Annotated in this window: 17 protein-coding genes; 10 read left to right on the top strand and 7 right to left on the bottom strand. The window is 70.0% G+C overall.

Features of this window, described 5'->3' with window-relative positions:
* Nucleotides 1-227: 227 nt before the first annotated feature.
* A complete protein-coding gene (locus OG408_RS01460; protein ID WP_326667619.1) occupies nucleotides 228-785 on the bottom strand; it encodes a TetR/AcrR family transcriptional regulator in 558 nt (185 codons plus the stop codon).
* Between the two features lie 95 nt (nucleotides 786-880).
* Here OG408_RS01460 and OG408_RS01455 point away from each other — a divergent pair, with 95 nt between their 5' ends.
* Nucleotides 881-1,930, top strand: coding sequence for a zinc-binding dehydrogenase (locus OG408_RS01455; protein ID WP_326667617.1), 1,050 nt, complete (start codon nucleotides 881-883; stop codon nucleotides 1,928-1,930).
* On the opposite strand, the gene OG408_RS01450 is transcribed toward OG408_RS01455, so the two are convergent.
* A complete protein-coding gene (locus OG408_RS01450) occupies nucleotides 1,931-3,382 on the bottom strand; it encodes an MFS transporter (RefSeq protein WP_326667615.1) in 1,452 nt (483 codons plus the stop codon). It abuts the gene before it with no gap.
* A 142-nt stretch (nucleotides 3,383-3,524) separates the two neighbouring features.
* On the opposite strand from OG408_RS01450, the gene OG408_RS01445 reads away from it, so the two are divergent.
* Nucleotides 3,525-4,520 (top strand): LysR family transcriptional regulator, encoded by a 996-nt coding sequence (locus OG408_RS01445; RefSeq protein ID WP_326667613.1) that lies wholly within the window; start codon nucleotides 3,525-3,527, stop codon nucleotides 4,518-4,520.
* 303 nt (nucleotides 4,521-4,823) lie between these two features.
* Here the strand turns inward: OG408_RS01445 and OG408_RS01440 are convergent, their stop codons facing one another.
* Nucleotides 4,824-5,429 (bottom strand): TetR/AcrR family transcriptional regulator, encoded by a 606-nt coding sequence (locus OG408_RS01440; protein WP_285563844.1) that lies wholly within the window; start codon nucleotides 5,427-5,429, stop codon nucleotides 4,824-4,826.
* A gap of 181 nt (nucleotides 5,430-5,610) precedes the next feature.
* On the opposite strand from OG408_RS01440, the gene OG408_RS01435 reads away from it, so the two are divergent.
* On the top strand, nucleotides 5,611-6,330 hold the full coding sequence (locus OG408_RS01435; RefSeq protein WP_326667610.1) for an SDR family oxidoreductase: 720 nt from the start codon (nucleotides 5,611-5,613) through the stop codon (nucleotides 6,328-6,330).
* Between the two features lie 61 nt (nucleotides 6,331-6,391).
* On the opposite strand, the gene OG408_RS01430 is transcribed toward OG408_RS01435, so the two are convergent.
* Nucleotides 6,392-7,705 (bottom strand): MFS transporter, encoded by a 1,314-nt coding sequence (locus OG408_RS01430; RefSeq protein WP_442806119.1) that lies wholly within the window; start codon nucleotides 7,703-7,705, stop codon nucleotides 6,392-6,394.
* A gap of 17 nt (nucleotides 7,706-7,722) precedes the next feature.
* On the bottom strand, nucleotides 7,723-8,262 hold the full coding sequence (locus tag OG408_RS01425) for an ArsR/SmtB family transcription factor (RefSeq protein ID WP_326667608.1): 540 nt from the start codon (nucleotides 8,260-8,262) through the stop codon (nucleotides 7,723-7,725).
* 212 nt (nucleotides 8,263-8,474) lie between these two features.
* Here OG408_RS01425 and OG408_RS01420 point away from each other — a divergent pair, with 212 nt between their 5' ends.
* Nucleotides 8,475-8,870: a GFA family protein gene (locus tag OG408_RS01420; RefSeq protein WP_326667606.1), complete on the top strand. Its 396-nt coding sequence runs from the start codon at nucleotides 8,475-8,477 to the stop codon at nucleotides 8,868-8,870.
* A 69-nt stretch (nucleotides 8,871-8,939) separates the two neighbouring features.
* Here OG408_RS01420 and OG408_RS01415 read toward each other — a convergent pair whose 3' ends face one another.
* Both OG408_RS01415 and OG408_RS01410 read right to left on the bottom strand, forming a co-directional pair.
* Nucleotides 8,940-9,356, bottom strand: a complete 417-nt coding sequence (locus tag OG408_RS01415; protein WP_326667604.1) for a hypothetical protein — start codon at nucleotides 9,354-9,356, stop codon at nucleotides 8,940-8,942.
* A 155-nt stretch (nucleotides 9,357-9,511) separates the two neighbouring features.
* Entirely contained in the window at nucleotides 9,512-9,937 is a 426-nt protein-coding gene (locus tag OG408_RS01410) for a hypothetical protein (protein ID WP_326667602.1), read from the bottom strand.
* Between the two features lie 176 nt (nucleotides 9,938-10,113).
* Here OG408_RS01410 and OG408_RS01405 point away from each other — a divergent pair, with 176 nt between their 5' ends.
* The 6 genes from OG408_RS01405 to OG408_RS01380 all read left to right on the top strand — a co-directional run bounded on the left by OG408_RS01405 (nucleotide 10,114) and on the right by OG408_RS01380 (nucleotide 17,646).
* Nucleotides 10,114-10,623 (top strand): NUDIX hydrolase, encoded by a 510-nt coding sequence (locus OG408_RS01405; RefSeq protein WP_326667600.1) that lies wholly within the window; start codon nucleotides 10,114-10,116, stop codon nucleotides 10,621-10,623.
* Nucleotides 10,624-10,729: 106 nt separating this feature from the next.
* Complete coding sequence (locus tag OG408_RS01400) at nucleotides 10,730-11,332, top strand: TetR/AcrR family transcriptional regulator (protein ID WP_285563836.1); 603 nt, start codon at nucleotides 10,730-10,732, stop codon at nucleotides 11,330-11,332.
* Nucleotides 11,333-11,744: 412 nt separating this feature from the next.
* A complete protein-coding gene (locus tag OG408_RS01395; RefSeq protein ID WP_285563835.1) occupies nucleotides 11,745-12,674 on the top strand; it encodes a TauD/TfdA dioxygenase family protein in 930 nt (309 codons plus the stop codon).
* A gap of 181 nt (nucleotides 12,675-12,855) precedes the next feature.
* Nucleotides 12,856-14,175: an MFS transporter gene (locus OG408_RS01390; RefSeq protein ID WP_326667596.1), complete on the top strand. Its 1,320-nt coding sequence runs from the start codon at nucleotides 12,856-12,858 to the stop codon at nucleotides 14,173-14,175.
* A 70-nt stretch (nucleotides 14,176-14,245) separates the two neighbouring features.
* A complete protein-coding gene (locus OG408_RS01385) occupies nucleotides 14,246-15,958 on the top strand; it encodes an aldehyde dehydrogenase family protein (RefSeq protein WP_326667595.1) in 1,713 nt (570 codons plus the stop codon).
* 203 nt (nucleotides 15,959-16,161) lie between these two features.
* Entirely contained in the window at nucleotides 16,162-17,646 is a 1,485-nt protein-coding gene (locus tag OG408_RS01380) for a long-chain-fatty-acid--CoA ligase (protein WP_326667594.1), read from the top strand.
* Nucleotides 17,647-17,762: the final 116 nt, after the last annotated feature.

Below are 17,762 nucleotides of genomic sequence, written 5' to 3'. Positions count from 1 at the left end.
GCCGTCGGAAGGGGCTTGACGGATGCTGTCACGTTTCACGTGTCACGTTCGGGCCGAAGCCGCCGTGCTCGGCGTGGTGGCCTTCCATCCGGCAGCGGTCTGCTTCATCGACGCCCTGGACGCAGCCGGACCGAAAGTTGGGCCATCGCGTGCCCGGGCGCGGTAGCTGTCATGGCCGGGACGCGCTGGGGCGCCTGGTCGAACGACCTGACCTCCCCGAAGCCGCCCTACTGGCGGTCCGGCGCGCCGTCTCGGACCAGAACCCGCGCCAAGTCGGTGCTCGCCGCAACGCTGTCGAGCGCGAGGGGCTGCGTGGCGATGGTGCCCTCGTGCAGCACGAGGAGCTGGGTGGCAAGGGTGGCCGGGTGTGAGCAGCCTGCCTTGGCGGCGAGTTCCCCGAACAGGTCGAGCAACCAGCGCTTCTGGTCCGCGGCGATGCGGTAGGCGGGATGTGAGGGGTCCGGGAGCTCGGCCAGCGCGTTGATGAAGGCGCATCCGCGGGTGTTGGTGCCGCTCCAGATCCGCAGTGCCTCGAAGGGGGCGGTGACGGCCGTGACGGGCGTGTCGCTCGCGTCGACGGCTGCCTGGACGAGGGAGCGCCAGCGCTGGTCGCGTTCCGTGAGATAGGCCGCCACGAGGCGGTCCTTCGACCCGAACTGGTTGTACAGGGTTCGCTTGGTCACGCCGGAGTGCTCGGCGATCAGATCCACGCCGACCGCTGTGATGCCGCGGTTGTAGAACAACTCTTCGGCGGCCGCCACGATGCGGCGGCCGGCCGGTGTCATGGGCCGCGATCCCTGCACGACGGATGATCCCTTCGCTGATCGGTGTACGGTGGGAGATGTTTACAGATCAGTATACCTGTGAGGAGGACCAAGCGATGAGTCCGTCCGATCTCATGCAAGCAGTGCGTATCACCAGGCACGGGGGACCGGAGGTCCTTGAGCTGACGGAGGTTCCGGTTCCCGCACTCCGGGCGGGGGAGGTGCTGGTCCGGGTCGGCGCGGTGGCGCTGAACAACACCGACCTGTGGACGCGGGAGGGTGCCTACGGCCGGCCGGACGACCCGAAGGCGCTCTCGGGCTGGCGGGGTCCGATCGACTTCCCGCGCATCCACGGCGCCGATGTGGCCGGCCGCGTCGTCGCCGCAGGACCCGGAGCGCAGGAGACCCTCGTCGGACGCCGGGTGGTCGTCGATCCCGCGATCTACGACACCGAGGGGCCGGACGCCAACCCGGTGGGGCTGATGGGGAGTGAACGCGACGGCGGCTACGCCGAGTATGTGACGGCGCCGGTGAAACGTGTGCACGACATGACGGAATCGCCGCTCACGGACGACCAGCTCGCGACGTTGCCGACCGCCTACGGCACGGCACTGGGGATGATCGAGCGAGGCCGGCTGCGGAAGGGTGAGACCGCCCTGGTTTCCGGAGCGTCCGGCGGCGTCGGCCTCGCGCTGGTGCAGATCGCACGCGCGCGCGGCGCGAGGGTGGTCGCCATCAGCAGCGGACCCAAGATCGATGCGGTGCGCGCAGCGGGTGCGCACGAAGTCGTCGACCGTGCAGGAGACATCGCCGGGCAGATCCGCACCGTCGCTCCGGAGGGCATCGATGTCGCACTCGACGTCGTGGCCGGCGAGCTGGTGGGTGAGGGGCTTCCGCTGCTGCGCGAAGGGGGCCGGTGGGTCATCGCCGGCGCACTCGGAGGCTACGGTGTGACCTTTGACGTGCGCCGCCTCTATCTGCACAACGCCCAGGTCATCGGTTCCGCGATGCACACGCCCAGGCACTTCGACCTCCTCATGGACCTGGCCCGCCGGGCAGAGGTCCAGCCCGTCATCGCCGCGGCCTTTCCCCTGGACCAGGCCGCTCGGGCGCAGGAGGAGCTCTCCCGCAGGGGACACGTGGGAAAGATCGTCCTGCGCCCCTGATCAGCGGGAGGCGGGTACGTCGATGCGCTCCCCGGCGGCGTCCACCGCGACCGGCGGCTCTCCGTTCCGCCGGGTGCGCAGGCCGAAGGCGCTGATGGCGGCCGCGGCGGCCGCCGCCGCGAACGGGACGAGCAGACCGGTCCGGTACCCGTCCAGTACTGCGGCAGGAGTCTCCGCGTGCGTGGCGGCCGCGCTGACGGCGGTGACCGCGGAGAGCCCCAGGGCGGCACCGAACTGGAACGCGGTGTAGAGAAGGCCGCCCGCGAGTCCCTGCTCCGATTCAGCGACTCCCTCCGTAGCCACGATGGTGAGCGGCCCGTACGCCAGTGAGAACGCGAGACCGAGCAGGAGCAGGCTCGGGAACATGGCCGCGTAACTCCAGTCCGCGCCCAACGGGAGGAACAGTCCGTAGGCGAGCACCGCGAGCAGGAGCCCTCCGAGGATGACCTTGGAGGTGCCGAAGCGGCTGACCAGCCGAGGGGTGAGGGTCGGCGAGAGGATCGCGTCGACTCCGATGACCAGCATCGCGAAGCTCGTCTGCAGGGTCGACCAGTCGCGCAGTTCCTGGAGATACAGCACGACCAGGAACTGGAAGCCGAAGAACCCCGCGGCGAACAGCATCGCCGAAAGGTTGGCCCGTACCAGGGAGGCGCTGCGGAAGATGCCCATACGTACCAGGGGCTCGGCCGACCGCCGTTCGATGACGAGGAACGCCGCGAGGAAGGCGAGCCCTGCCAGCAGGGTTCCGGCGCTGGCAGCGATCCCGGCGTGGGCCGCACGCTCCACGCCCAGCACGATCAGCACGAGCGCCGCGGTGACGGTGAGCGCGCCGGCGGCGTCGACGCGCTGGCCGGACCTGTCGGGGCGTGCGGACTTGGGGACGAACGCGAGGGCCGCGACAAGGATGAGGAAGGAGAGCACGACCGGGGCGAAGAAGACCCAGCGCCAGCCGACGGCGGTGAGCAGCCCACCGGCGACCAGACCGATCGTGAAGCCTCCCGCGGCGGTGCCCGAGTAGAGCAACAGGGCCTTGTTCCGCTCCGGGCCCTCAGCAAAGCCGGTGGTGATGACGGACAGACCGGCCGGGGTCATGAAGGCCGCGGCGACGCCCGTGACGAACCGCGCGACGATCAGCATCCACCCCTCGGTGGCGAACCCGCCGAGCCCGGAGAACAGCAGGAAGACGGCGAGCCAGGAGACGAACATCTGCCGGCGCCCGAACAGGTCTGCCGCACGGCCGCCGAGCAACATGAAACCGCCGTAACCGAGTACGTAGGCGCTCATGACCCACTGCAACTCGCCGGTGGAGAGCCCGAGGTCGGCGCGGATCGACGGCAACGCCACATTGAGCATCGCGACATCGATTCCTTCGAGGAAGATCGCGCCGCACAGCACGAGCAGGACGCCCCACTTGTGTGCGCTCAGCCCGCTCGACGTACTCAAGGCAGTCATGACGATGAACCCCTTCCGAGGTGGTGGGTGTTGGTGGTGCCTCAAGCCTTCGCCACGACCCGGACGGGAACAACAGCGATGATCGCAACGTTCGGTCAGTCAGGCTTACCGATCCACGTCCCACACGATCCCGGAGACGTACGTGGAACAGAACGAACTCGAATGCTTCCTCGTCCTCGCCGAGGAACTGCACTTCGGCCGGACCGCCGTCCGCCTGCGTCTCTCCCGTGCCCGGGTGAGCCAGCTCATCCAGAAGCTGGAGCGCCGCGTCGGAGCGCCGCTGTTCACGCGCACGAGCCGGCGGGTGGCCCTCACCGGCCTGGGCAGCCGTCTGCGTGACGACCTCACACCGCACTTCCGCGGCATCGAGAACGCCATGGCGCGGGCTGTCGCCTCGGCACGGGGCATCGAAGGCATTCTGCACGTCGGCTTCTCCACGCCGTTGGCGGGAGAAATGGTGATGAAGACGATCGAGGAGCTGCGTACCGCCCACCCCGAACTCGCGGTCGAGGTATGCGAGGTGCCGCTCTCCGATCCGTACGGGATGCTGCGGAAGGGCGAGTTCGACCTCCAGCTGACGGACTTCCCCGTGCGCGAGGACGACCTGACCCGCGGTCCGACGCTCCTCGTCGAGGACAGGGTGCTGGCTGTCGCGGCCGGGCATCCCCTGGCCGGGCGGAGCACGGTGACGCTTGAGGACCTGGTCGGCGTTCCGTTGCTGATGATTGCGGGGGACATCCCGGATTACTGGCTGGAGCATCAACTGCCGGCCCGCACCCCCAGCGGCCGACCGATCGAGCGGGGGCCGGCCGTCACCAACTATCAGGAGGCCCTGACACTCGTCGCCGGTGGCAAGGGAGCCCTGTTGTCAGGGGCCCACATCGCGCTCTACCACGGCCGTCCCGGTATCTCCTACGTTCCGGTGGAGGGGGACAGACCCCTCGGATACGGCCTGATGTGGCGGTCCGGCGGCGACAGCCGCGCGATAGAGCTCTTCGGCCGCGCGGCACGCGAGATCGCACGGGACATGGCTCCGGCTGACCCCAGGAGAGTGATTGTCGGCCGATCCGCGACCTCGGAGCTCCGGCCCCGGGTGCCGGAGCCCTCGGCCGAGCGGGCCTCCCTGCCGACGGGTTGACCGGTTGAAGAGGTGGCGGGCGATGGCGGGACCGGACCGGACCAGGTGCAGGTGCAGGTGCAGGCGGACGGTACGCCCGGTGCCGGGACGGTCTGCACTTCCGGGAACAGCGGGTGCCTCTGCGCGCCAACTCTCCTGGAATGCATCTCATTTGGCGAGTCCGCGGAGCTGGGTCAAGGTGGCGCCGATGGGTGTGAGGGCCCGTCATGACCCGGATGCCGCACAACCCGGCCGCGGGAGCGGGCCGCTCCCGCTCTGGGATGCGAACAGGTGGCACGGGCCCATCCGGCGGCCGGAGCGGCTCTAGCTGCGCACTGCGGCCAGGCCTTGGTCGTACAGATCAAGGATGTCGCCCTGCCCATCGCCCTCGAGCCACGTCGCAATGGCGGCATCGAAGCAGGCGAACGCTGTCGCAACGATGGCGCGGGCCTGCCCCTTGCCCAGCCCCGCATGGGCCGGTCTGGCTTCGAGCAGCGGCAGTAGCTCCTCCTGGCAGCGCACGCGCTTCCCCAGATAGGCGGCGCGCAGGGAGTCGGTGTTGTGTACCAGGCGGAGGCGCTCCAGCGCTTCCTGGGGAGTCGCATGGAGGGAGAGCGCCGCCTTGAACGCGGCCCGCAACGCGTCCCAGGTGCTCGCGTCGACGGGCTGCTCCCGGACGGTTTCCGTCAGGAGGGTGGCGAACTGCTCCTCGCTGCCGGCGACAAGGTCTTCCTTGGTGCCGAAGTAGCGGAAGAGGGTGCGCTGGGAGACTCCGGCTTCGCGGGCGATCTGCGCGATGGTCGTCTCGTCGTATCCCTGTTGGGCGAACAGGCGCAATGCGGTCTGGAGGATCTCTTGAGCGGCCAGCCGCCGCGTCCGGTCCCACAGCGTGGACGTAGTCGCCCCATCGTTCCGAATTCCCTGCGTCATGGTCGCCAGCTTAGCGCGGCCTGCCAATCTGGCAGTCACGCGAAGTCTGGCAGTCACTGCCAAGTAGGCGTACGCTGCCATGAGAGCGGCCGGGTGTTTGTACGGAGCTCCGCCTCCCAGGTCCCTTCCCTCTGTCGAGGCGGGACCGGAGGTGCCCACGTCAACAGCTAGGAGAGCAACCGTGGCAGCAAAGACGGCATTCATCACCGGCGGAACCAGCGGGATCGGCAAGGCCGCCGCGGAACTCCTCCACTCGCGCGGCTACCGCGTCATGGTCACCGGCCTCGGCGACACCGCCAACACCGGCCTTCCCGACGACGTCGTCGCCGTCCAGGCCGATATCGGCTCCCTGTCAGACATCGACCAGGCCCTGGACCAGGCGCGCGAGCACCTGGGCTCCCTCGACCTGCTCTACCTCAACGCGGGCCTGCCCCGTCCCGGCCTCACGATCGAGCACACCGACGAGGCAGCCTTCGATGCCCTGTTCGACATCAACGTCAAGGGCAACTTCTTCACGCTGCAGAAGGCGCTTCCCCTGCTGAACGAGGGCGCGTCCGTGGTGTTCACCGTGGGCGCGGGCGACGGTCTCGGCGCCGCCATGACCGCGGCCAAGGGGGCGTTGCTGCCTCTTGTACGTTCCCTGGCCATCGAGCTCGCCCCCCGCCGCATCCGGGTCAACGCGGTAAGCCCCGGCGTGATCGACACCCCCGCGTACGGCAAGATGGGCATCCCCGCCGACACGGTCGCCTCATGGGGTGAAAGCGTCCCCCTCGGCCGCGTCGGAGCCCCGGTCGACATCGCCGAAGCTGTCGCCTTCCTTGCGTCGGACGGCGCCGGCTACATAACGGGCGACAACATGATCGTGTCTGGGGGCCTCGGCGTTCACACCCGCCCCGTGTAGGCGATGGCGGGGCCGTGCTTTCTGTCCCGCTCCTGCTGGGCGCAGGGGGGCACGGATGGTCTCAGCTCTGACTCAGCGCTTTCGCGGAGTCCTGAACGGCGGTTTCCTGAACGGCGGCCTCCTGGACGAGGCTCCGGGGGAGTGGACGGTCCAGGTCATCGGCCACAGGCGCGGCGGCGCGCAGAGCAGCCTCGACCTGGCGATTGCTGGTCATGGTCGCCGTGACGGCGGTCATGGTGAGGAGGAGGGCTGCCGAAGCGTAGAGCGGAGTGCGTACGTCGTAGGTGGTAGCCAGCCAGCCACCGAGGAAAGCGCCGAACGGGGCGGCGCACATGGAGAGCATGCGGGAGGTGGAGGCGACCCGGCCCATCATGTGGGCGGGGACGATGGTCTGCCGGAGGGAGGGGGCGAGCACCATCGTGGCGCCCATGCCCGCTCCGCAGACGGCGAGCGCGAGGCCGGCGACGTACGGGTTCGGGGCGACGGCGAGCCCCAGGACGGCGAGCCCCTCGACCGCGGCCGTGCAGGTGAGTGCGGTGCCGGTGCCGAGTCGTCGGCCGAGGAAAGAGGCGATGCCCGCGCCGAGCAGGCCGCCGGTGGCCTCCGCGGTGAGGAGCAGGCCGAAGCCGAAGGCGCCGATGCCGAGACGTTCGTGCGCGAAGAGGGCGAGTACGGTCTCCACGGCGAGGAAGGCGATGTTGCCGACCGCCGGACGCAGTGCGAGCCCGAGCAGCAACTGATTCCGGAACACGTACGAGGCGCCGGCCCGCGCCTGCCGCAGCAGCGACTCCTGCACCTGCGGTACGGGACGGGGCGCGGCAGGCAGCGAGCGTACGAGCAGTGCGGAGAGCGCGAACGACACCGCGTCGGCGACCAGCGGAACCGCCCGCCCGAGTGCGAGCAGGGCACTGCCCGCAGGCGGTCCGGCGAAGCCGGACGCGGCGGTCTGGGTGCCGCGCAGGCGGGAGTTGGCGCGCTCCAGGAGCGCGGGGTCGCGGCCGAGCAGATCCGGCAGGTAGGCCGTGGCGGCCGTGTCGAAGAAGAGTCCGCCGATGCCCAGGAGGAAGGCGACGGCCGCGAGCAGGGGAATGCTGAGCATGTCGAGCGCGGCGGCTGCCGCCGGTATCGCGAGCAGCGCCGCACGCGCCACGTCCATGACCCACATCGTGCGTCTGCGGTCCCAGCGGTCCACCAGCGCGCCGCCGAGCACCCCGAAGATCAGCCACGGCAGTGTTCCGGCCGCGGTGACGACGGCGAGCGCCATCGGATCGTGCGTCAACGTCAACGCGAGCAGCGGCAGCGCGGCATGTGATACCCCGTCACCGAGGGAGGACACGGTTTGTGCAGTCCACAGCCGACCGAACCCGGTCGGCAACTTCTGAATGGCTGAACTCACTTGGCGTCCCCCTCTGCCTGAACGCGCGGTGCCGGGTGGAACAGTGCGAACGCGAGCGACGTGTCCGGGAGCGCCGGATCGGACAGCTCCTGGTATTCGTCCGCCAGTGCCTGCAGCCGCGCCCCCAGCTGCGCGAACTGCTCGTCGGTGAGCCGCAGATGCGCCATCCTCACGTGCCTCTCGCCATCCGACGGCGCGGCCTCCAGGTCCGCCACCGCGTGCCGCATCAGCACATCCGGCCCGCCCTCGCCCGGATCCGGCAGCACGATCGACCCGGCGGCCATTGCGTAGTACCGCTCGGTGACCCCCCTGACCTTCCGTGTCCGGACCACCTTCACCAGGCCGGCCCGCTCCAGCAGCCGTACGTGATAGCTGGAACTCCCCTTCGCGAGGCCCACTCGCTCGGCGATCTGCGTGATCGTCGCGGGCTCGAAGCGGAGCACGGCCATGATCCGGTGACGCGTGAGATTGGAGACGGCGCGAAGCTGCGCGTCAGTGGTGACGTGGAACGTCTCGGGGAGATCGTCGGTTGGCATGTCCCCAATGGTCAACACTTCTTGACCATTAGGCAAGGGGTTTGCTCAGAGTTCGCGTTCGGGATGCAGGGGATGGTCGACCTGACCGCCCAGCGTCGATCGCGGCCAGTCGATGCCCGCAGGAATGAATGGGGGCTGACAGACTGGCAGGCTCAACTCGCTGACATTGCTGCGGAGATCGACTGATGAACGTTCCCCCCGCTGAAGGAGTGGTGGAGCGCACGGGCGGATGCCTGTGCGGCCGGATCCGCTTCACCGCCACGGGCCCGGCGGTCTACCCGCACACATGTCACTGCGAGCACTGCGTGACGCTCGGTGGAGCCCCGTTGATGTGGTGGGTCGGCTTCGAGCGGGTCATGTGGACTGGAGAGGGTGGTGAGCCGACCTGGTTCGAGACTTTCCCGGGCAAGGCGAAGCGTGGCTTCTGTCCCGTCTGCGGCACCAGGGTTGCGGCGGTCGACTGCGATCTCCCGGAGATCGGCATCAACGTCCCGGCCCTCGACGACACCAGTGGTGCGGACCTTGTGCCGGTCAATGCGTCCTTCCGTGAGAACGCGGTGGGTTGGATGCCTCCGGTGGCCGATATCCGGTGCAGCCCGAGCGGCTGACACTCGGTCCGCCACGCGGCCTCCGTTCGGAGGACGGACGCGGCCCCACCCCTGGGACGGTTTGGCGGCCTACGAGGTCGCTTCGCCCTCGATCCTGCGGTGGACCGGACGGTCTTCGGCCCGTTTCAGGCGCTCGGCCCGCGTCGTCGGTTCGGCCATGACCTGACGCTGCAGCGTTGTTGGCGATGGCATGACGGCGTACCAGGTGTTCGCACTGTCGTCCGCCACTGTGGTGCGGGCCCAGGCCGCGACGACTGGCAGTTCACAGTGTTCGCCGGCCTTCAGCGAAGGCAGAGTCCAGGACATGCCGTGGAGATCTCCGTAGTCCACGCCCCACGCAGTGGCCGACTGGTCGTGAACCTCGTCGATCAGTGCTGCCCACCGCCGGGGTACCTCGCCCTTGTCTGCAGCCGAGCAGATCGCCTCCTCGTCGCTGCCGCCTACGGTGAGCCGGAACGCCTCGTCCTCCACCGTGATCGCGGCCAACGCCTGCCAAGTTCTCGGGGTCGAGCTCGGGGTCGTACGAGGTCAGCAGCAGCTCGACACGGGCAGCGGGTGGCTCCAACGAGCGACCGTGCGGCCACCCGGCAGCTCGAACTGCTCTTCGTGGAACGTTCCGTCGCGAAGACGCGAGCCGAGAGTCACTCAGTGCCCCGGCCGGGAGTGGACGCTTCAGTGGCTGGAGTGTTCGGGGTGACGAGCCACCGCCAGCGCCGTCGTTCCGTGACGAGTGTGGTGGCGGCCAGCACGGTTACGGAGATCGCTGCCCAGACCGGCCACGCCAGCCATGAGGAGATCACTGCTGCCGTGAGCTGGAGCAGCACCAGCAGGACCGTGGCCCACCCCGGCACCGCGATGATCACGTGGGCCTTGTCTCCCGGCGTGGAGAGGAGGGTCGGCAGGCCTATCAGGGTCACCACGGACAGAACGGCCAGCAGCCAAGAGTGGTCGGTCAGAGCCCAAGGGGTCGCCACCCACGCGATGAGTTCCGTGGCGAAACGCAGGGCGGATGCGGTGCGGTCGTCCGGTCGTGCCGAGCCCGTCGGCCCGCCGGCGGCGTCAGTCATTTGCGAACGATCGCACGCCGTGCGGCAGGTTGTCAGGGGTTCCGGGCGTCGTTGTCGCACCGTTCCTTCCACGCTCCCTGAACCATCCGGTGCTGAGTCACTCGGGTTCCCGCCCCTGCACGCCCACCACATCGAAACCGGCAAGTCGCGGGAGCGTCCGTCCTACGCTGTCGGGCATGCCTACTGACAACGCGTCGTTCACCGTCAACGACGAAGTCGAGGTGCCCGATCCCGCCTCGGGCGAGCTCTGGACCGTCGGCGCCGTCATCCTCGACCAGGACGGACGGGCCTTCGCTCAGAAGCGCGGCCCGGACCGTCGGCTGTTTCCCGATTGCTGGGACATCGTGGGTGGCCATGTCGAGGCCGGGGAAACGGTTCTGGAGGCTCTCGCGCGTGAGGTCGAGGAGGAGACCGGCTGGCGCCTGAGCCACGTGCGGCGGTTCCTTGGTGCCACCACCTGGACCGGCGACGACGGCGGTGGACTCCGGCACGAGGCCGACTATCTCGTCGAGGTCGACGGCGATTTGGGCCGTCCGGCATTGGAATGGTCCAAGCACTCTGCCTACGACTGGTTCAATCACGACAATCTCGCCCGTCTCAAAGAGAACCGCAAACCCGGCGAGTTCTTGATCCACGACCTCATCGCCAGGGCCATCGCCATCGCGGATCGTCCGGACGCGTTGTAGTCCTGGGTACGTCCTCCGAGCCCCGGACCCAGCGCGTGCCCGCCCCGGCGGCCGGAGCGACGGACCCTTCCCGGGGCTGGTGGTCGTGGCGGCGTAGGGTCTTGGTATGGCGGAGCACCAGGTGAAGCAGTCGCGCAGAGGGCCGGGGCGGCCCCGGGAGGAACGTGTCACGGGCGCGGTCCTGGACGCCGTCGTCGATCTGGTGGCTGAGCGCGGCATGGGTGCCCTGACCATGGATGCTGTGGCGGCGCGCGCCGGTGTGAGCAAGCCCGCCATGTACCGTCGCTGGGCCACCAAACAGGATCTGGTCATCGCCGCGGCCGAGTCGCGCATCGGGTCGTTGTCCGTGCCCGACATGGGGGACTTCCGTGCTGAGTTGCGCGCCGTGCTGACGGCGCGCGCGCAGGCGTACGGGCAGCCGGGTGTCGGTCGCCTGCTGGCCGGGGTGATCGGCTCGGCGGCGGAGGCCGAGGCGGAGCCCGGTGCCTACCGTGACTACACGGCACGGGTGATGAGCGAGACCCGCCACCTGCTGGAGCGTGGTGTCGCCCGGGGGGACGTGCGGCCGGACGCCGACCTCGCCGCCGCTGCGACGCTGGTGGCCTCATCGCTCCTGTTCCGGCTGGTCGGCGAACAACAGATCCCGGACGAGGCGCTCGTCGAGTCGGTGGTGGACCTGATCGGCCGCGCCGTCGGGGTCCCGTCCTGACCCTGAGGGAAACCGTGCCCGCGCCCGTCTGAACGCTGCGCGGGTGGACGGGCCGGGTGGTGGCCGGCGTGTCTGTGTTGCAGGCCGGACCCTCGCGCCGCCCTGCCGTCCGCGCTGCTTCATTTGCCCTGCCCGGTGCCCGGCGGGAGTGTGCCTGATCGTGGGCTCGCAGATCGGAGCCGCATTCGCGGGCGCGCGGATCGGAGTCCGTAGCCGCGGGATGCCGCATCAGCCCGCTCGGCACACGTATGACCACCCGGCGGGCGCCACTTGCTCCGTGCGGTGACTCCCTGCCGTAGGTGTGCGCCGGTCCGAAGGCGCTCCGGAATCTTTTCTCCCCACCCCCTTGCTCTGCGGCTTTCCAATATCGATACTGCCGGTTACGTAATCAAGTCGATTGTGGGAGGAACCCATGGCCGCCAGCGCCACCACCGATGGTCCGAAGCCCGTACTCGACAAGCCGCTGATGCGCTACGGCCGCCGGACACTGGACCGGCTCGCACCGGGTGCCGAGACGCCGCAGTACCGCGTCCTCGGCATCAGCCCGCTCACCCCGCACATCGGAGCGGAGGTCAGCGGTGTCGATCTGTCCCGGCCGATCGACGAGGCGCTCGCCGAGGAACTGCGCCAGGCGCTGCTCGAATGGAAGGTGATCTTCTTCCGGGGGCAGGCGGGGCTGGAGCCGCAGCACCACCTGGACCTGGCCGCGGTCTGGGGGCCGCCGGAGGCCAACCCGTTCTTCCCGAAGGCCGAGACGGCCGGGGTGTCACGGCTCGCGAAGGACGCCATGGCCGTGGGCAACGAGAACATCTGGCACAGCGACCATTCCTTCATGGCCGCGCCCGCCCTCGGCTCGGTCCTGCGCTCCGTCGAGGTGCCCGCCGCCGGGGGCGACACGATGTGGGCCGACATGGGCGCCGCGTACGACAACCTCTCCGACGGGATGAAGGCACGGATCGACAGCCTCACCGCCGTGCACGACTGGGTGCCCAGTTGGGGTTCGACCATGACCGAGGAGCAGATCGCGCACTTCCGCGAGAGCCTCCCGCCGGTCGAGCACCCGATCGTGGTGCGCCACCCGCGCAGTGGTCGCAAGCTCCTCTACGTCAACGAGCCCTTCACCACGCGCATCGTGGGCCTGTCCGACGCCGAGAGCCGGGAGCTTCTCGATGAGCTGGTCCTCCAGGCACGCGTCCCGGAGTTCCAGGTCCGCTTCCACTGGGAGCAGGACTCCGTGGCCATCTGGGACAACATCGCCACCCAGCACTACGCGATCAGCGACTACTACCCGCAGCGCCGGGTGATGGAGCGCATCGCCGTCGCCGGAGTACCGCTGTCCTGAAGCGCTGAAGCGCTGAAGCGCTGAAGCGCTGAAGCGTTGAAGCGCCGCAGCCCTGAGTCGAGGTCCGCGCGCCCGGGCCCTCTTCGCGCGGACCGCCGGCCGGGCTGCCGTTCCCCGCGGCACAGCCGCATTTGGTCCCCACCACTCGTCCATACCCCGCCCGCCCCCGCACGGAGGACCCATGAGCACGGCACCGACTATGTCCCAGAAGTCCTCCTCCGGGGCCCCGGACCGCCCCCACGGCGGGGGCGGCAGAGCGTGGACCGTGACTGCGCTGCTGGTGGTCTTCATGATGGTCAACTTCGCCGACAAGTCCGTACTCGGTCTCGCGGCGGACGAGATCCGGGCTGACCTCCATCTGAGCGCCACTCAGTTCGGTCTCGCCAACAGTGCGTTCTTCCTGCTCTTCTCGCTCTCGGCCGTCGTCGTCGGCCTCGTCGCCGACCGGGTGTCGCCCAGACTGCTGCTCCTGGCGATGGCCGTTCTGTGGTCGGTGGCCCAGGCGCCCGCGGCGTTCGGCGGCGGCCTCGCCGTACTGATCACCTCACGGGTGGTCCTCGGAGCCGCGGAGGGGCCGGCCTTTCCCGTGGCCCAGCAGGCGACGCTGGCCTGGTTTCCCAACCACCGGCGCAATCTGCCCGGCGCCCTGATCACCCTCGGTGTGACGCTCGGCGTCATCGTCTCCGCCCCCGGCCTGTCCTGGGTCATCCAGCACCACGGCTGGCGAGCGGCCCTGTGGGTTCTCGCGGGGGCCGGTCTCGTATGGGCCCTGGCCTGGAAGGCCTTCGGAGCGGACGGCCGTCATGGAGCGGGCGCCGGGCAGACGCGGGCGATTCCGGGGGACGGGGCTCCGACCGCTGTCCCGTCGGCTGTTCCGTACAGGCGGATCTTTGCCACACGTACCTGGATCGGAGCCACGCTCGCCTACTTCACCAGCTACTGGTCGGTGGCCCTGATGCTGGTCTGGCTGCCGTCCTACCTGCGCAACGCTCTCGGGCACCCGGCACACACGGCGGCCCTCCTCGTCGTCGTCCCCTGGGCGATCGGTGCCGTGGCCCTGCTTGCGCAGGCCGGCATCACCGGTCGGCTCATGCGACGTGGTGTCAGCAGCCGCCGGGCGCGCGGCTGGGTCGGCGGTTGGCTCCTCGCTGTGGGCGCCGCCTGCCTGCTGGCCCAGACGCTGGTGGACGGCTCCGACGGGAAGACCGTGCTCGTGGCCCTGGGCTTCGGCCTCGGAGGGTCCTACGCGACGGTCGCCGCGACCACGGTGGCCGAGATCGCCCCCGCCGGCCGGAGCGGCGGGTCGCTCGGTGCCATGAACGCGGTCGTCACGGCCGCCGGTCTCGCCGCACCCGCCGTCGTCGGTGCGCTGGTCGACGCCCAGGGCAACAACGGCTACCACCTCGCCGTCACGTTCTCGGGAGTGCTGCTCGTGATCGGTGCCGCGGCCTCCTTCCTCCTGATCGATCCGGCCCGCGACATCGTCCGGCTGAGCCGTTGACCCGCCTCTGCCGCACCCGGGCCGGCGACGTGCCGGCCCGGCCAACCACCACCCGTCGAGGAGTAGTTCTGTGAGCGTCATACCGGTACCCGACACCGCACCGCTGGACCTGGCCGTGACCTCGCTGCGCGACGGCATGGACGCCTGGGCCGGAACCGGGACCGCCGAGCGCATCGCTCTGCTGGAACGGCTGCTGCCCCGCATCGCCGGCGGTGCCCCGGACATGGTCGCCGACGCGGCACGGGCCAAGGGATACGAAGCCACCTCGTCCTCGGCAGCCGAGGACTGGGTGGCCGCGCCCTGGGCCCTGGCCCAGACGGTGAGCGCCTACCTCCACGTGCTGCGCAGGCTGTCCGACGGGCTGGACCCCGTACCCGCCCGGGCCGTCCGGGAGCGGGACGGCCGTACCGTGGTCGACGTCTTCCCTGCCACCGGGGCGGACCGACTGCTGCTCAGCGGCTTCACCGCACAGGTGTGGACACTGCTGGGCACCACCCGCGAGGAGGTGCTCGCCAAGGCGGCGGGCGCGTACCGGGGCCGCCCCGGAACTCCCGGCGTCGCCCTGGTGCTGGGGGCCGGGAACGTAGCGGCCATCACCCCGCTCGACATCCTGCACAAGCTCTACCTGGACAACCAGGTCGTCATCGCGAAGATGAACCCGGTCAACTCCTACCTCCGGCCGCACTTCGAGGCGGTGTTCGCGGAGTTCGTGGACCGTGGCTGGGTCCGGTTCGTGGACGGTGGGGCCGCCGAGGGTGCGTACCTGACCTCGCACGACGGCGTCGACACCATCCATGTCACGGGGAGCGAGCGCACGCACGACGCCATCGTCTGGGGCACGGACGAGCAGGCCGCGCGGCGCCGGCGCGACGACACACCCCTGAACGGCAAGCCGTTCACCAGCGAACTCGGGGGAGTCAGCCCGTGCATCGTCACCCCTGGGCCGTGGAGCGACGCGGACCTGCGCTTCCAGGCGGAGCACATCGTCACCAGCAAGATGAACAACTCCGGTCACAACTGCGTCGCCAGTCAGATCCTCGTCGTGCCCAGGGACTGGGACGGCACCGAGCGACTCCTCGACGAGATCCGCGGTGTACTCCGCCGGCTCCCGTCCCGCCCCGACTACTACCCGGGAGCGGCCGGCCGACTGAGGGCGGTCGTCGACGCCCACCCCGGGGCCGAGGTCCTCGCCGGCAAGGCGAACGGTGTACTCGTGCCGGACATCACCGGGGCCGACGACCCCATGCTCACCGACGAGGTATTCGCCAGCGCCCTCGGAGTCGTACGGATGGAGGGGAAGGACCCGGCCGAGTTCCTGCGCAGGGCGACGGACTTCGCGAACGAGACCCTGCCGGGCACACTCGGCGCCACCCTGCTGGTCCACCCCCGGACCGAGCGCGCGCACCGCGGCGCCGTGAACGCCGCCATCGCCGAACTGCGGTACGGGACCCTCGGGGTGAACTGCTGGTCGGCCTTCGGTTTCCTCCTCGGCTACACCCCGTGGGGAGCGTTCCCGGGGCACACACGGCGGGACATCGGCAGCGGCATCGGCTTCGTGCACAACGCCTTCATGCTGGAGGACGTGGAGAAGACGGTGCTCCGGGCCCCGTTCGCGCCGTCGCCGCGCGGCCTCTTCGCCGGGTCGCCTTCGCTCTCTCCGCGCCCGCCCTACTTCGTCACCAACCGCACCGGCCGCACGACCATGCGACGCCTCACCGGTTTCACCGCCGAGCCGAAACTGTCGAAGCTGCCCGGCATCCTCCTCTCCGCGCTGCGCGGCTGAGCCCTTCCACGGGCCCCCTCGACGGCACCCGGACACGTGGTCACGCCGCGAGGGGGCCGAGGAAGCGGCGTTCGGTGTCACTGGTGGCAGTCACCCATCGGCGCTCGGAGCACCCCGGACCGCCTTGTCCCCACCCGCCCTCGCCGTACGACCGGCGCATCGGAACCTCTCGCCCTACGCACCCACCAGAACAGGACCCCTCAGTGAACCTTGCCGACGCTCTCGCCCGGACCGCCGCGGAACACGGCCCCCGCACCGCGGTGGAACTCGGCGACGCCTCACTCACCTACACCGAGCTCGACACCCTGGCCGGCCGGGCTGCCGCGCTGCTCGGCGACCACGGCATCGCAGCCGGCGACCGGGTGGCGGTCATGCTGCCGAACCTGCTCGAATTTCCTGTGCTCTACTACGCGACGCTGCGGGCCGGAGCGGTCGTCGTCCCCATGAACCCGCTGCTCAAGCCCCGGGAGATCGCGCACCATCTGCGGGACTCCGGCGCTTCGCTGGTCTTCGCCCACGCGTCGCTCGCCGCCACGGTGGCCGCGGGCGCGGAGGCCGCCGGATCGGACGCGGTGGTCGTACCTGTCGCCGAGGGCTCCCTCCCCGAGCTGCTCGCCGGACACACCGAACCCCTCACCACGTCCAGGGGTGCGGACGGGGACACGGCCGTGATCCTCTACACCTCGGGAACGACGGGCCTTCCCAAGGGTGCGGAACTGACGCACGACAACATCGGCCGGAACTCCGGGACGGCCGCCCGCACGTTGTTCCACCTCACGCCCGACGACGTACTGCTGGGCGGCCTGCCCCTCTTCCACGCGTTCGGCCAGGTCGTCGCGATGAACACCGCGGTCGCCGTCGGCGCCCGTCTGGTCCTGCTGCACCGTTTCGAACCCGTCGCGGCGCTGCGGGTCATCGCGGAGCGGGGCGTCACCGTCTTCGCCGGTGTGCCGACCATGTACGCCGCCATGCTCACCGCCGGCCGCCGCCAGCCCGGTGCTCATGACACCTCGTCCCTGCGGCTCTGTCTGTCCGGCGGCGCGTCCCTGCCCGTCGAGGTGTTGCACGACTTCGGCGAGATCTTCGGCTGCCCCGTGCTGGAGGGATACGGCATGTCGGAGACCTCGCCCATCGCCTCCTTCAACCACCTCGACCGGCCCCGTAGGCCCGGCTCCGTCGGAACCCCCATCGAGGGCGTCGAGATGCGCCTCGACGACGCCGTCGGCGGCGTCGGCGAACTCTGCGTCCGCGGCCACAACGTGATGAAGGGCTACTGGGACCGGCCCGACGCCACCGCTGAGGCACTCAGGGACGGCTGGCTGTACACGGGTGACCTCGCCCGGGTCGACGAGGACGGTTTCTACTACATCGTCGACCGGAAGAAGGACCTCGTCATCCGGGGCGGGTTCAACGTCTACCCCCGGGAGATCGAGGAGGTCCTGTACGAGCACCCCGCCGTCGCCGAGGCCGCGGTGGTGGGCCTTCCGCATGAGACGCTCGGCGAGGAGATCGGTGCGGCCGTCGCCCTCCGCCCCGGTGCGGAGGCGACTCCCGAGGAGATCCTGGAGTTCGTCAAGGGCCAGGTCGCGGCGTACAAGTACCCCCGCGTCGTCTGGGTGGTCGCCGACCTGCCCAAGGGCGCCACCGGCAAGATCCTCAAGCGTGAGGTTGCGGCCACCCGCCCCTGACCGCGCACCGGCACACCGTTGCCCCGTCCGCCGCCGAACCGGTGGGCGGGGCGAGGCCGCCAAGGCCCTTTCCCGCCGGCGTCCTTAGACGTCGTTTCTTATGGCTGTCAGAGCGA

The sequence above is a fragment of the Streptomyces sp. NBC_01257 genome (assembly GCF_035917255.1).
In the GTDB taxonomy this organism is placed as follows: Bacteria; Actinomycetota; Actinomycetes; order Streptomycetales; family Streptomycetaceae; genus Streptomyces.
The sequence above is the reverse complement of the archived record's forward strand: the minus strand, read 5'-3'. Positions and strand labels throughout refer to the sequence as shown.